Here is a 13,403-nt window from a genome sequence, read left to right on the forward strand (position 1 = left end):
GGTAGCAAGAGTGGAACCGGTCCGCCGGATGGTGATCGTCGCGTTCGACGACGCGCAGATCCTCGATGTGGCCTGTCCCAGCGGGGCGCTGGAGATCGCGAACTCGCACGGCGCCGCCCCGCCCTATGTCGTCGAGCTGGCCACGGTCGATGGGCGCACGACGCGGAGTTCGGCGGGGATCATGCTCGCCGGCGCCCGGCGCCTGGCCGAGGTGTCCGGGCGGATGGACACGATGCTCGTGGTCGGCGGCGCGGGAACGGAGGCGGCCTCGACGGACGAGCGATTGCTGACACAGGTGCGGCGGCTGGCCGAACGAAGCAGGCGGGTCGCCTCGGTGTGCACGGGCACGTTCGTGCTGGCGGCCGCCGGTCTGCTCGACGACCGGCGGGTCACCACACATTGGGGTTACAGCGAGCTGCTCGCCGCCACTTTTCCCGCGGTGACAGTGGATCCCGCCCCGCTCTACCTTCGTGACGGCAACGTCTTCACCTCGGCCGGGGTGATCAGCGCGCTGGATCTCACCCTCGCGCTCATCGAGGACGACCACGGTCCGACGCTGGCCCGCGAGGTCGCCCGTGAGCTGGTGACATATCTGCACCGGCCGGGTGACCAGGCCCAGATCAGCACGTTCCTGGCCGCCCCGCCGCCCGGCAACCGGGTCGTGCGGGATCTGCTGGGCTACATCGCCGCGCACCTCGCCGAAGACCTGAGCCCGTCGGCACTGGCGGTGCGGGCCGGGGTCACCACCCGGCACCTCAACCGCTTGTTCACCGCACATCTGGGCAGCACACCGGCTCGTACCGTGCGGACGGCCAGGACCGAGGCCGCCGCCCAGCTGGTGCGGTCCACCGCGTTACCGCTCTCGGCGGTCGCGCGACGATGCGGGTTCGCCTCGGCGGAAACCCTGCGAACGGCGTTCCGCCGGCACTACGGGCTCACCGGGGACACGCTTCGCAGGATGACGGACATGCCACGCCCGATCGGCGCGTGAGCACTCCAGGATCCGCGGCATGAACAGTGCGAAGACCACCCGCAGAACAGTACTGACCGGTGTCGCGGCGGCCGCCGCGTTCGGGCTCGGCGCCGGGACGGCTCAAGCGGACACCAAAGGCCCGAAAATCGGCATCCTGCTCTACGACGGCTTCAGCCTGCTGGATCCGACCGGTCCGGCCGAGGTGCTGTCCCGGCTGCCCGGCGCGACGGTGACGATGATCGCCGAGCACCGCGGTCCGGTGCGCACGGACACCCGGGACGTCGCGCTCCTGGCGGAGCGTTCGGTGGCCGAGGTGAACCGCCTGGACGTCTTACTCGTTCCCGGCGCCGGGAATCTCGGCACGGTCGCCGCCATGGAGAACCCGGTGCTGCTCGACTGGATCCGCCGCATCCATCGGCGCACGACCTGGACCACGTCGGTGTGCACCGGATCACTGATCCTCGGCGCGGCCGGGCTGCTCCGCGACCGGGCCACCACGTACTGGGCCTCGGCGGACTATCTGGAGAAGACCTTCGGCGTGCGCTACGTGCCCGAGCGGTACGTTCAGGTCGGCAAGGTCGTCACCGCGGCGGGCGTCTCCGCCGGCATCGACCTCGCACTCCATCTCGCGTCGCTTCTGGCCGGCGAGGAGACGGCTCGCGGTATCCAGCTCGCCGTCGAATACGACCCGCGGCCGCCCTTCGACTCCGGCGACGCCGCGACGGCGAGTCCGGAACTCAAGGCGCTCGCGCTGAAATTGCTCGCCGATTCACAGGAGTAGCACACGGGGTCGCCGGGGATTCAGGCATCGGAATCGGCATAGCGACCAGGTACTCCCGCTGCCCGCCGAATAAGGGAGGCCATCACGAATCGGCTGTATGATCGAACCGGCCGGTCTCTCGGCGCACGGTCTCCGTGTCCAGTCGCCAGCCATGGAATCGTGGCTCCGTAAGCAGCATCGAGATGGTGTCGGCCGCCTCCGGACAACCCACGGCGGTATGTACCCGCACGTGGTGGAGGTCAGGACTGATGGTGACACAGCAGGCCAGTCCTAGCTCGAGGCAAAGGCGTGCGGCGACTATCGCCGGATCGCTGGCGCCTGGACTGACCTGGCGAAGGGATATCTCGGCCACGCCTCCGTCGTTCCTTCCGTCGTCGCCCATCATGACGCGTTCCGCCGCTCGATGGTGTGCCGAGAGTGGTCAGGTAGTTGCCAGGCGTGTCAGCAACCGGTCACGCAGAGGTACTCGGTGGCTCTGACCGATCTCGGCTTCACACCGCTCGCGGAACGTGTCTACCGCGCGCTTCTGGACAACCCGGAGTTGGACGTCGCCGCCTTGTCGTCCGCTCTAGCTTGCGAAGCCGACGAGCTCGCCGCCGCGCTGACGGCGCTCGCCGAACTCGACGTGGCGACACCGGACGACGGGGCGCCTGCCGGGGTGACGCTGAAGTATCCGGCGTCCGCGCTCGGCGAGCTGATCGAGCGTCGCGAGGACGAACTGCTGAACCTGCAGCGGAAGGTGGGCGACACCCGGGCCGAGGTCGCCAAGCTGACCGAACGGTATTCCGCCCGTCCCTGGTCGGTCGACCCCGCGACCGGGCTGGAGCGGATCGAGGATCTCGACCAGGTCCGCCAGCGGCTCTCGGAACTGGCGTTCTTCACCCGGCGCAGCGTCTGGTCCGTGCAACCCGGCGCGTCCATCAGCCGCTCGGCGATCGAAGCGAGCAAGCCCCTGGACCTGCGGGGCCTGCGCCGCGGCATCGCCGTCCGCACCATCTACAACACCGGCGCGCTCGACGACGAGGTATTCCTGGGCTACGTACAGGAGGTGACCGCGGCCGGCGCGGAGATCAGGGTCACGGACGATCCGATCGAGCGGATGGTCATCATGGACGACGTCGTGGCCGTGCTGCCGATCGATCCGCAGAACAGCGGGCAAGGAGCGCTGATCGTCCGCCAGCCCGGCCTCATCGTGGGTTTCCTGAGGCTGTTCCACCGGTTGTGGAACGAGGCATCCGTGTACCCGCCGCCGAAGACCGACGCGGGTGCGGCAGGGCCGACCGGCGAAGACCGCAAGGTGCTGGCGTTACTGGCGGAGGGCAGCACCGACGAGGTCGCCGCGCGCGTGATCGGCGTATCCGTTCGCCATCTCCGCCGCCGGGTGGCGCGGCTGATGACGGAACTGGGCGCCGGCAGCCGGTTCGAGGCGGGTGTCGAAGCGGCACGCCGCGGCTGGATCTGACCTCATTACAGTCACCTTCTTGCCAACAGGTGTCCTCTTGCTGACCAGCGGAAGGCTTCCGAGCATCCCTCTCACCTGACAAAGTCTGCTCAACGCAGTCGAGAACGAGGGGTGGAAAATGAGGACCGAACAGTTCCGAAGAATCGCTACCGGTGCCCTGCTCGCTTTGGTGCTCTCGGTGGGCGCGGCGACACCCGCGCTCGCCGACGACGTCCCGAATCCGACGGACCCGCCGGGCACGGGTTTCATGTGGGACTGCGCGGGTGTCCGCTCGGCCACACCTTGTACTCCCCCGCCCGGCGACAGCTGATCCCACGGCACGGTTTTCTCTCGTGAGGGGTTCGTCGTCCTGAGGGGGACCGATGACAGCGCACGATGGCGGTGTTTTCGCCGAGCGCCACGGTGTCCTGGCCGAGCTGGTCGCCATCGCACACGGGGCCGCTCCGGTGCGGATCGCCGTGGTGACCGGGGAGGCGGGCAGCGGGAAATCGACCCTGCTGCGCGCTTTCCTGGACAAGGCCGCGGACGGTGCCGACGTGCTGTACGGCCGCTGCGACCCGTTCGGCGCCGCACGGCCGCTCTCTCCGCTGTTCGACCTGGCCCGCTCCGGTGGCGTGGCGCTGGCCGCGCCCGCCGGGGGCCGCGCCGAACTGTTCGACGGATTCCTGGCCGCTCTGCGCGGACGTACCAGGCCGGCGATCCTCGCGCTGGAGGACGTGCACTGGGCGGACGACGCGACACTCGATCTGCTGTCGTTCGTCGCGCGCAGACTGGACGAGATCGACGCGTCGGTCGTGGTCACGTACCGCGATGAGGAGATCAGCGGAGCGCACGGGCTGCACGCGGTACTCGCCGGGATACCGTCGGACCGGATTCGCCACTTTCCCGTGCCCGCCCTGGCGGAGACGACCATCGAAGCCTTGGCGGCCGAGCTGTCGACGACCGTCGTCGAACTGCGACGGCACACCGGCGGGAACCCGTTGCTGATCGGCGAGATCGCCCGGCACGGGGACTCGGCCGCCGAGTCGATCAGGCTGCGGGCCTTGGTCGCTTCCCGGCTCGCCGTCGCGGGGCCGGCGGCGATCGACCTCGTCAACCAGGTCTCCGTGAGTCCCGATGGGGTCGAGGCAGGTCTGCTCGCGGGTCGCGAAGAACTGCTGGACACCGGTTTGCTGGAGCAGCGGGGAGATCGGCTCTTCTTCCGTCACGAGCTGCTGCGACTGGTGGTGGAGGGGTCTTTGCCGGAACATCGCAGGCGCGCGCTCCATCGGCGGATGCTGGCAGAACTGTCCACTAGGGACTCCCCCGATGCCGGCCGGTTGATCCAGCACGCCCGCGCCTGCGGAGACCTCGTCGCGCTGGCCGGGTATTACCGGGACCTGGGCCGGGTGACCGAGGCGAGAGCGGCCGCCTCCGATGCCGAATCGGCCGCCGCTGCCCGCGGGGCGAGTGCCCAGCTGGTCGCGGCCCGCTGTGTGCGCGCCGAGTTGGACGTCCTGGCGGGCAGGTCCGCCGAGGCGGAGATCGCCGTCCGGAACACGGTCGACCTGGCCGGGAAACTGGCGGACCCGCTCGGTATCGCACAAGCCGAAGCGGTGCGCGCACTGGTCGAGTACAGCAAGGACCCTTCGGCCAGACCGGATCTGCTGAATGCCGTTCGCCGGCTTCAAGACCATGATCGGGTCACCGACGCCGTCCGCGTCCTGACCCAGCTGTGTTCGGACGAAGCCGGCCGGCGCGAACTCGACCTGTGTGGCCGAGACCTGGTGCGCGCGTTCGCCATCGCGACCGGACATCGGCTCGCGTCCGCCTCGCGTCAGCTGCTCTCGATCCGGTCCTGGTCGCACTTCGCTTCGGGAGACTGGGCGCGCGCGGAAGAAGACGCGCTCGCCGCCGGGGAACTCCTGCCTGCTCGTTGTGTGCTCGCGCGGTTGAGCGCCCGCCGGGGCACTACCACGGCGCTCGCCGCGAGCACGGAACCCGAACTCCTGCGCGATCGCGTGCTGCTCGCCGTGGCGCGGGCCGAGTCCGCGTGGCTCAGCGGCGATCGCGGTCCTGGAGCGGACGAGCTGAGGCCGGTGTTCCGGCTGGCCTTACGGGCAAGACACCCTTGGTACGCCGGGGAACTGGCGCTGTGGTTGCGTCGGGCGGGAGAAGTGACGCCCGCCCTCGAGTGGTTCGCCGAACCGTACCGGCTGCTGGCTGCCGGACAGTGGCGGCGAGCGTCGGACGCCTGGGCCGAACTGGGCGGCATCTACGAACGTGCCGACAGTCTGGCGATGAGTGGCGAGCAAGGCGCGTTGCGCGCACTCGAGATGTTCGACGGGCTCGGTGCCAATGGTGCCTCACGGCGGCTGCGGCAACACTTGCGGCGCAACGGTGTCCGCCGGATCCCGCGCGGCCCCCGGCCGACGACAGCGGCGAATGCGGCGGGACTGACCCGCCGCCAGGCCCAGGTGCTGACCTGTGTCGCGTCCGGGCTGAGCAACGCGGGCATCGCCGAACGCATGCAGCTGTCGGTTCGCACGGTGGATCACCACGTCGCCGCCATCTTGACCAAGCTGGCCGTGGGTTCCCGGAGCGCTGCCGTGTCCGCCGCGATCGACCTCGGCCTTCTTCCGGAGCTTTCGGTGGGCGGTACCGGCCGCTGAGCGTGCCGGCCAACCGTTCACGAAACCAATATAGGCAGGAATTGCCCATGTACCGATAGCGACCCGAGGATAGATTTATTTCACCGGATGAAACCTTCCGGAAAGTTGGATCGGTTTCCGCGAAAAGGGAGAAGAAATGAACCTCAATCTGGACGACCTGAACCTGGACGAGCTCGACGTCACGTCGCTGCGCGACACCGTCGCACTGCCGGAAACCGCCGCCTCCTCGGGCAACAGCGGAACGGGCACCAACACCGGTTCGTGCAGCGACCCCGTGTGATCTCACCGGAACCCTGACTAACAGGTGTCACCCCGGCGGCGACCGCCGGGGTGACACCTCCCCGATGAAGAAAACGGCAGGAAGGAGCGAGGCATGCGGCAACATCACTTGTTCGTCACCGAATCGGTGATCGGGCGAACAGAGATCGCTCCCTACGCCATGGTTCGAACAACACTTTCCGGGTTATGGCAGGAAAGCGTCGAGAACACCCATTTCCGACGGCTGTCGCATGAGCTCGCCGCCTGTGAACGACGGCTGATCTCCTTCGCTTCGGGGCCTTTGGGACAGCAATTGCACGACGCCAGATCCTGGCTACCCGGCGAGCTGCACCGGCGAGTGGCGATCCCGTTACGGCGAGACCTGCACAACGGTCGGGCACCTCGGCCACTACTGCGCGCGGCCGCCGGAGAGCTGATCGGTCGCTTGCCCTCACTCGCCGACTGGCTGGACCTGATCGACAAGCGCGAGCGCCTGCGCGCCGAACTCGGACCGGCACAGGCCGAAGCATTGGCCGCCGAGCGGAGCCGGCTGAGCCTGCGGGCGGCCGATGAGAACTTGCGGCGGGCCGTGGCCTTGTCGAGTGTCGATCTGCTGCACGGCCTCGCCGACGTCGCCGATCCGCGCTACGGCGCCAAGGCGAGGAAGGCCGAGGCCAAGGTGCTGCGGTATGCGCTGCGTGCCGCCACGAAGACCAGCCCGTGGTCATGGTTCACCGCCGTCGGCTGGGGAACCTGGGACGCGCCAGGTGGCGACATCACCGGTGAACTCGACCTGGTCGCCCACGTTCTCCCCAATCAGACACTGGTCAGCCCCCTGCTTCGGGCGCTGCTCGCCGAGCCGGGTCTCCGCTGGTCGTTGCCACACCGGCTCGCACCCGCGGTACAGCTGGACGCGGACCGCTTCAGCTGCCTGCGCGACGACTTCGAGGTGAAGAGCAACTACGTCGCCGCTCGCGAACAGCGTGTCCGGCTTCCTCGCAACGCCACGCTCGACCTGGTACTGGCCGACGTCCGAGCTGCCGGCGCACCGGGCCGGACCCTCGCGGAGCTGGCCACGGCACTCGGCGAGCTGCTGCCGCCCTCCGCTTCCGGAGCGCCGGTCCGGGCCTACCTCGACCGGCTCGCCGACGAGCAGGTGCTGATCCCGATCTCGCCCGTCGATCCCCAGCTGCCCGATCCGCTGCCCGCCCTGGCCGACTGGCTGACCGCGTCGGGCCGGGAGGACCAAGCCGCCCGCCTGCGCCGGATCCACCGCGCGGGCCTCGATGTGGCGTGTCTTCCGGCCGCGAGCCGTCCCGAGGCCATCCGCGACCTCGACGCCGAATGGACGGCGGTGTTCGCCGATCTCGGCACTCCTCGCCCGGCGACGATGCCGCTCCGGGAAGACGTGCTGCTGCCCGCCAGATTCCGGCTGGGCGCCGAAGTCGGCGCGGACATCCGCGAAGACCTGACCCGGCTCGCCCCGCTGACCGAACTGCTCAACGAGGGCGCGGTACTGCGCGCACTGGTGCGGCACCGGCTGCTGGCCCGGTTCGGCCCCGGCGGACGCTGCCGGGTCGCCGACCTCGTGGCCGACGCCGCCCAGCTGTGGGACACCGCCATGGCGGTGGGTACGGACGGCATGGTCCGCCTCCCACTGGGCGAGACACTGCCCGACGAGGTCGCCGATCTCGCCGCGTTGCGCCGGGACGTCACCGCGACCGCGGGATCCGGCGGCGGGAAAGAGGTGTGGCTGTCCGACGATCTCATCGGGCACGTGGCCGAACGCCTTCCGAGGTGGCTCTTGCGACGGCCCGCGTCGTACTCGCATTTCGTGCAGCCGTTCGACGAAGACGGCAGGCGCGGCTGGTGCCTGAACTCGGTCAACAGCGGCTGGGGCCGGTTCACCACCCGATTCCTCGACGTCTTCGGGCCCGGCCTGCGGGACGCGGTCGCCAGCAGGCTGAACCGGACGCTCGACGGCGAACGGACCGCGCAGTTCCGGCCGGTGAACGGGTTCAACGCCAACCTGCACCCGCTGCTCTTCGCCGACGAAGTGGGTGAAGACCCGGCGTGGTCGACCCTCGGCGACCAAGACCTCGAGATCGTGCACGATCCGGCGACCGACACCGTCCGACTCCACGTCGTCGCCACCGGCGCGCCGCTCAACGTGCTGTACATCGGTTTCCTGGTCCAGCTCGCGTTGCCGGACAGGGTCGCCCCGTACTACCTCGACCTCACCGCCGACCGAGCCGGCTTCGCCAAGATCGCCCCGGTCGAGACGGCGACAGTGGGGCGCCACTCCGTCCGGAGCCGCGCCCGGCTCCGGTTCCGGGACCTCGTCCTCGCCAGGCGCACCTGGGACTTCGACGCCGAAACGACCGCGGAATGGGTGCACGCTCTCGAAACCGGTTCCACCGCGGCCGCGGTGGCGCGCCGTCGCGCGGAACTCGACCTGCCGGACAAGGTCTTCGTGTCGGGCGTCAGGCAGCCACCTGGTGCGGCGGCCGAGAAGCCGCGCCGGTACGTGGTGCCGCCGAAGCCGCAGTTCGTCGATCTCGGCAACGCGCTGCACCTGCGGTGTCTGGCCAAACTCCTGGACCAGCACGACGGGCCGGTCCAGGTCGAGGAGGCGTTGCCGGCGCCCTGCCTCGGCCGGACCACCGAACTGGTGGTCGAAACCCATCGAAGAGGGATGTGACCGACATGGCCGGAATCGTGCGGGACGTGGTCTGCCACTACCACGCTCCCCTTCAAGCACCGTTGCTGCGCGAGGCGGTGTTTCCCACCCTCGCCGCCTTGACCGATATGACCGCGCATCTGGAACGCGGCTGGCTGCACGGCCCGCATCTGCGGATCAGGGTGTCCGGTCCGGCAGGTTCGGCCGAGCGGCTGGCCACCGCGCTGGAGCGGCACCTACGTCGGCACCCTTCCCGTGCCTCACTGTCCGAAGTGGACCTTCAAGCGCTGGCGACGGCCGCCGGGCGGGCCGAACTCGTGCCGCCGCCTTATGGGCCGTTTCATCCGGACAACAGCGTGCACGTCGAGGACCCCGACCCCGCGACACAGGCCAGGTTCCCCGGCGGGCCCGCCACCGCGGCGATCCGTGACCACCTGCTGGCACTGGGCGTTCCCGCCGTGGCCGTCACCGTCGCCGACGCGGGCAGGCACACGGACCGGACGGGGGCGCGGGTCCGGGCGGTGATGACCGTGTTGAGCGCGCACGCCGAGGCGAGTCCCGGCGGGCTGGACAAGCGCTACTTCTCCTACCAATCCCACCTCGAGGCGCATCTGCACGTCACCGACGAGGACGGCCGGATCCGTGCCCGGCACGACACGCTTTGGCAGGCACACGCGGACCGGGCCCGCCGGATCGTCCGGCACGCCGCCGACCTCGACGAGCCGCTCGTGGCCGCCTGGCGTTCCTGGGGCAACGCGGCGAGAGCCGTCGCCGCGGCGGCGTACGACCGCGGCGAGCTCCGGTCCGCGGACGGGCGGGAAACGCAGGCCAGGGCGGCCGCCTTCGGCGATCCGATCACGGCACGGACCTACCTGCGGGAGGACGTCAGCGAGTTCCATCGGCTGCTGGGAGAGGTCTGGAGCCCGGACACCGGCGACCGCCGGGAATTCGAGATCGAGCGTTTCGTCATGAACATCCTGTACTCGCTGCTGGCCGTCTGCGACGTCCGGCCCGCTGAACGCTATCTCGCGGCAGCCTTGGTCTGCCGGGCCGTCGAATCGATCACCGGCCTGGACTGGCGGGCGCGTATCGAGCGGGCGCGGCGCAAGCAACTCGCGGCGGGTCCTCGATGACCGCCGTGCGGGAGTCCGTGCGACGGCTGCGGCCGGGAGTCCGGACGACGTCCACGGCCGACGGCCTGCTGTTCCGTGGCCCGCTGGGCACGTTCATCGCGAGCGGCGGCCCGGACCTCTCGGTTCTCTGGCACCGGATCTCCCCGGCCTTGGCCGGAGGCCTCAGCCCCGGCGCCGTCGAATCCGTCTGCTCGAACGGCAAGGCGGGCCGGATCGTGCGCGGACTGCTCGACAGTCTCGACGAGCACGGCATGCTGCTGACATCGCCCGCCGGATGGGCGGAGCATACGATCCCGTGTCCCACGCCGGACTTCGCGGCTTGGCTCGAACAGGTGACGGTAGCGCCGGCCGAGGCCTGGAACCGTTGTGTCACTTGCCGATTCACCGTCTTCGGCACCGGCCCGGTCGCCGAGGCGGCCGCCACAGCACTCGCGCTGAGCGGACTACCGATCCACCGTCGCGCCGGGCAGGATCCGAGGCTCGTCCTCGTGCGGGCCGCCGACGACGTGGGAGCCGAATTCCTGGCTTTCGCCGGCGCGGACCGTCGGATGGGGTTCGCCGGCCAGGCCGGGATGAACGACGGTGGCTCGATCGCCGACCGGCTCGCGCTCGACACGTCCGTTCCGGAAAGCGGGGTCGCCGAACTGGTGGGTTCCCTCGTCGTACAACGGTTACTGCGGCAGGTCGCGGATCCGGAGCCGGAACCGCCCACCCCTTGGCCCCGAATCCTTCTCGCGCGGCCGGATCCTCTGCGCGCCACGTCGCATCCCTGGCCGGTGGGGTCCACGACGTCACCAAGGGATCTCACCGCCGCGATGACCGCTCTCGACGCGCTGTGCGACCCCGAACTCGGCTCGCTGGCCGCGCCGGAATTCACCACCTTGCGGCAGGTTCCGCTGGGCATGGCCGTCGCCGACGAGATACCCGCCTGGGGAACGACGGTCGACGCGGCCCGGCTCGCAGCCGGGTTGGCCGCTGCCGAACGCAGGCTCGACCCGGACGGTGCCCGGGGCACCGCGGTCGGTGGCGACGAACTCCACGCCACCGGGATCGTCTGGCGACGGGTGATGCTCGGCCGCACGCCGCTCCTCGACGGCGACGAGTACCGGCCGGGTCCGGACACCGCCGCGGCTCGCTGGCTGTCCACAGTGACTGTCCGATTCGGACTCGATGCCCGTTGCCGGGTCGCGCGGCCCGCGGACGGCGTCTTCGTCGCCGTCGTCACCGATGGGGCCGAAGTGCTGTCCCGAGCAGTGGAGGGAACGGCGGACGACGCGGCGGCTCACGCCTGGTTGGGGGCGGCAGGCGCCGAGCAGGCCCGCCGGGGCGGACTGACTCCCCCGGCGGAACCGTTCCTGTCGTGCGGGGCCACGCTGCCAGTAGGCGGGCCCGCGCCGGAACTGTGGACGCCGTCGAGGGACCGCGAGCCGGAGTTGCAGCGCTGCCTGCGCCGGGCACTGCCGGGCGCCCGGCCGCCGCGGCCCGCCGACGGAGCGGATGCCCCCGGACTGGCCGCCGCGCTGCGGGCGACCGGGTTCGTCGCGCTCGACCTGGGGAGCACGCCATGACACCCGATCTGCGGGAAGCCGGGCCGTGCTCAGAGTGGCTGCGCGGCGAGCCGTCCGATCCGGCCGTCCGGATCGGACTCGCGGCGAAACCCGTCCCCGGCGCCCTCGTCGTGGCCGCGCTGGACGAGTGGACCCCGGCAGGTCTGGAAGAGCTGGCCGGTGACATCACCGCGGCGGGTGCGCGGTTCCTGCCCGTGCGAGCCGATGGGGTCTTCACCGTGATCGGGCCGATCACCGGACCCGGCTTGGCAGGCTGCGTCCGCTGTGCCGAACTCGGCCGCGTCCACGCGCTGGATCTGCCCGCCGATCCCGACGCGAAGTCAGGCGGTGTGTTCCCGCCCGCGTCGTTTCCCGCGTTGGCCGCGCTCGTCCGGCAGTTGACCGCGCAGCCCGAAGCCTCCCGGCTGTGGCAATTCGACAACCGGGACGGCACGCTCACGACGTGTACCGTCCCGATCCGGCCGGGTTGTCCCGAATGCGCCCCACTGCCCGCGGACGAACCGGAATCGGTCCACTTCGCTCCCTTGCCGCGGCCGGTACCCCGCGGGGAGTTCCGGCAGGAAAACCGGCTCACCGCAGACCCTTCCTTCGTCGAGGCGGCGACCGACTCGTTCTTCGGGCCGGTGACGGCTCTTGGCCGCACGGACCGGTCGCCGATGCCGCTGGTCTCCGCCGCCACCGTGGTCGGCAAGGTGCGGGAGTGGAGTTTCGGCAGGTCGGCGACCGTGGCCGACGCCGAGCGGGTGGCCGTGTTCGAAGCGCTGGAACGCAGGCTCGCGCTGCGCCCGCACGGCCGCCGCACCGTACTGCGGGCGTCGTTCGCCGACCTCGGCCCGGGCAGGGCGGTGGACCCGGCGTCATTGGGCCTGCCGGACCCGGAGTTCACCGGCCTTTCCGACGCCTGCACGCCGTACCGGCCGGACCTGCCGATCACCTGGGTCCACGGCTGGTCCATGACGAGGAAGCGGCCGCTCGCGGTTCCTGAGCACTTCGTCTACTACGGTGTCCCCGCCCGGCCGGAGACACCACGGGTCCTCGTCGGCAACAGCAACGGCAACGGGCTGGGCAACAGTCTCGAAGAGGCCGCGCTGGCGGGGCTGCTCGAAGTCGTCGAGCGGGACGCCTTCCTGATGGCGTGGTACGCCAACGCGCCGCTGCGCCGGATCGCGCCGCCCGCGGGGGACGACCTCGCCGGCCACCTCGCCGACGCTCTCGCCCGCATCGGTTACGAACTCCTGCTCTTCGACGCGACCACCGAGTTCGGGATCCCGGTCGTGCTGTCCCTGGCCCGGCAGCGCTCCGAACGTTCCCCGCTGCCCCAGGTCTATTTCTCCGCAGGAGCCCATCCGGATCCGCTGGTCGCGCTCCGGTCGGCGACCGTCGAAACGGCGGTCGGTGCGTTCCGCCGCGCCGATCTGCCCGCCCCGGACGCCGAGGAACGGCACCGGCTGGAGCGGATGCTCGAAGATCCGGCACGGGTCCGGCGGCTGGACGATCACATCGACCTGCACGGCCTGCCGTCGGCGCGGAAGCTCCACGAGTTCCTGCTCACGGACCCGACCATGTCGAGTCCCTTGCCCTATCAGGAAGTCCTGCCGGAACCACCGGAACCGGAGACGGATTTGACGCGGGTGCTGACCGGGCTGGTGGACCGGATCGCCGGACACGGCCTGGACATCGTGGTGGTGGATCAGACGGACGACCGGAGCCGCGGGCTGGGGCTGCACGCGGTGAAGGTCGTGGTGGCGGGAACGCTCCGGCTGACTTTCGGGCATCTGCACCGCGCCACCGCGAACACACCCCGCCTGCTGACCGTGCCACAGCTGCTCGGCCGGACACCGGCTGTCCTCACCCTCACGGATCTGCCCCGGCACCCGCATCCCTTCAACTGACCCGG

The 13,403-nt window shown here is 70.4% G+C and carries 10 protein-coding genes; all 10 read left to right on the plus strand.

Annotated features, from left to right (window positions below; translation table 11 throughout):
- Positions 1-28: 28 nt before the first annotated feature.
- The 10 genes from ACZ54P_RS14655 to ACZ54P_RS14700 all read left to right on the plus strand — a co-directional run bounded on the left by ACZ54P_RS14655 (position 29) and on the right by ACZ54P_RS14700 (position 13,398).
- Positions 29-991, plus strand: coding sequence for a GlxA family transcriptional regulator (locus ACZ54P_RS14655; RefSeq protein WP_465462100.1), 963 nt, complete (start codon positions 29-31; stop codon positions 989-991).
- Positions 992-1,010: 19 nt separating this feature from the next.
- Positions 1,011-1,754, plus strand: a complete 744-nt coding sequence (locus tag ACZ54P_RS14660; RefSeq protein ID WP_465462028.1) for a DJ-1/PfpI family protein — start codon at positions 1,011-1,013, stop codon at positions 1,752-1,754.
- Positions 1,755-2,223: 469 nt separating this feature from the next.
- Entirely contained in the window at positions 2,224-3,216 is a 993-nt protein-coding gene (locus ACZ54P_RS14665; protein WP_465462029.1) for a hypothetical protein, read from the plus strand.
- 118 nt (positions 3,217-3,334) lie between these two features.
- Positions 3,335-3,526: a hypothetical protein gene (locus ACZ54P_RS14670; protein ID WP_465462030.1), complete on the plus strand. Its 192-nt coding sequence runs from the start codon at positions 3,335-3,337 to the stop codon at positions 3,524-3,526.
- Between the two features lie 52 nt (positions 3,527-3,578).
- Positions 3,579-5,867: an AAA family ATPase gene (locus ACZ54P_RS14675; RefSeq protein ID WP_465462031.1), complete on the plus strand. Its 2,289-nt coding sequence runs from the start codon at positions 3,579-3,581 to the stop codon at positions 5,865-5,867.
- Positions 5,868-6,003: 136 nt separating this feature from the next.
- Positions 6,004-6,147, plus strand: coding sequence for a thiazolylpeptide-type bacteriocin (locus ACZ54P_RS14680; protein ID WP_465462032.1), 144 nt, complete (start codon positions 6,004-6,006; stop codon positions 6,145-6,147).
- A gap of 93 nt (positions 6,148-6,240) precedes the next feature.
- Positions 6,241-8,826 (plus strand): lantibiotic dehydratase, encoded by a 2,586-nt coding sequence (locus ACZ54P_RS14685; protein WP_465462033.1) that lies wholly within the window; start codon positions 6,241-6,243, stop codon positions 8,824-8,826.
- A gap of 5 nt (positions 8,827-8,831) precedes the next feature.
- Positions 8,832-9,938, plus strand: a complete 1,107-nt coding sequence (locus ACZ54P_RS14690) for a lantibiotic dehydratase C-terminal domain-containing protein (RefSeq protein ID WP_465462034.1) — start codon at positions 8,832-8,834, stop codon at positions 9,936-9,938.
- A complete protein-coding gene (locus tag ACZ54P_RS14695; RefSeq protein ID WP_465462035.1) occupies positions 9,935-11,506 on the plus strand; it encodes a hypothetical protein in 1,572 nt (523 codons plus the stop codon). The genes ACZ54P_RS14690 and ACZ54P_RS14695 overlap by 4 nt, the downstream gene beginning before the upstream one ends.
- Positions 11,503-13,398, plus strand: a complete 1,896-nt coding sequence (locus ACZ54P_RS14700; RefSeq protein WP_465462036.1) for a TOMM precursor leader peptide-binding protein — start codon at positions 11,503-11,505, stop codon at positions 13,396-13,398. The genes ACZ54P_RS14695 and ACZ54P_RS14700 overlap by 4 nt, the downstream gene beginning before the upstream one ends.
- Positions 13,399-13,403 lie beyond the last annotated feature (5 nt).

Source organism: Amycolatopsis sp. NPDC034160 (assembly GCF_055575355.1).

Bases quoted from the DNA above. Each gene is read 5' to 3' on its own strand.
- ACZ54P_RS14655 (WP_465462100.1), top strand. From the start codon at position 29: ATGGTGATCGTCGCGTTCGACGACGCGCAGATCCTCGATGTGGCCTGT.
- ACZ54P_RS14660 (WP_465462028.1), top strand. From the start codon at position 1,011: ATGAACAGTGCGAAGACCACCCGCAGAACAGTACTGACCGGTGTCGCG.
- ACZ54P_RS14670 (WP_465462030.1), top strand. From the start codon at position 3,335: ATGAGGACCGAACAGTTCCGAAGAATCGCTACCGGTGCCCTGCTCGCT.
- ACZ54P_RS14675 (WP_465462031.1), top strand. From the start codon at position 3,579: ATGACAGCGCACGATGGCGGTGTTTTCGCCGAGCGCCACGGTGTCCTG.
- ACZ54P_RS14680 (WP_465462032.1), top strand. From the start codon at position 6,004: ATGAACCTCAATCTGGACGACCTGAACCTGGACGAGCTCGACGTCACG.
- ACZ54P_RS14685 (WP_465462033.1), top strand. From the start codon at position 6,241: ATGCGGCAACATCACTTGTTCGTCACCGAATCGGTGATCGGGCGAACA.
- ACZ54P_RS14690 (WP_465462034.1), top strand. From the start codon at position 8,832: ATGGCCGGAATCGTGCGGGACGTGGTCTGCCACTACCACGCTCCCCTT.
- ACZ54P_RS14695 (WP_465462035.1), top strand. From the start codon at position 9,935: ATGACCGCCGTGCGGGAGTCCGTGCGACGGCTGCGGCCGGGAGTCCGG.
- ACZ54P_RS14700 (WP_465462036.1), top strand. From the start codon at position 11,503: ATGACACCCGATCTGCGGGAAGCCGGGCCGTGCTCAGAGTGGCTGCGC.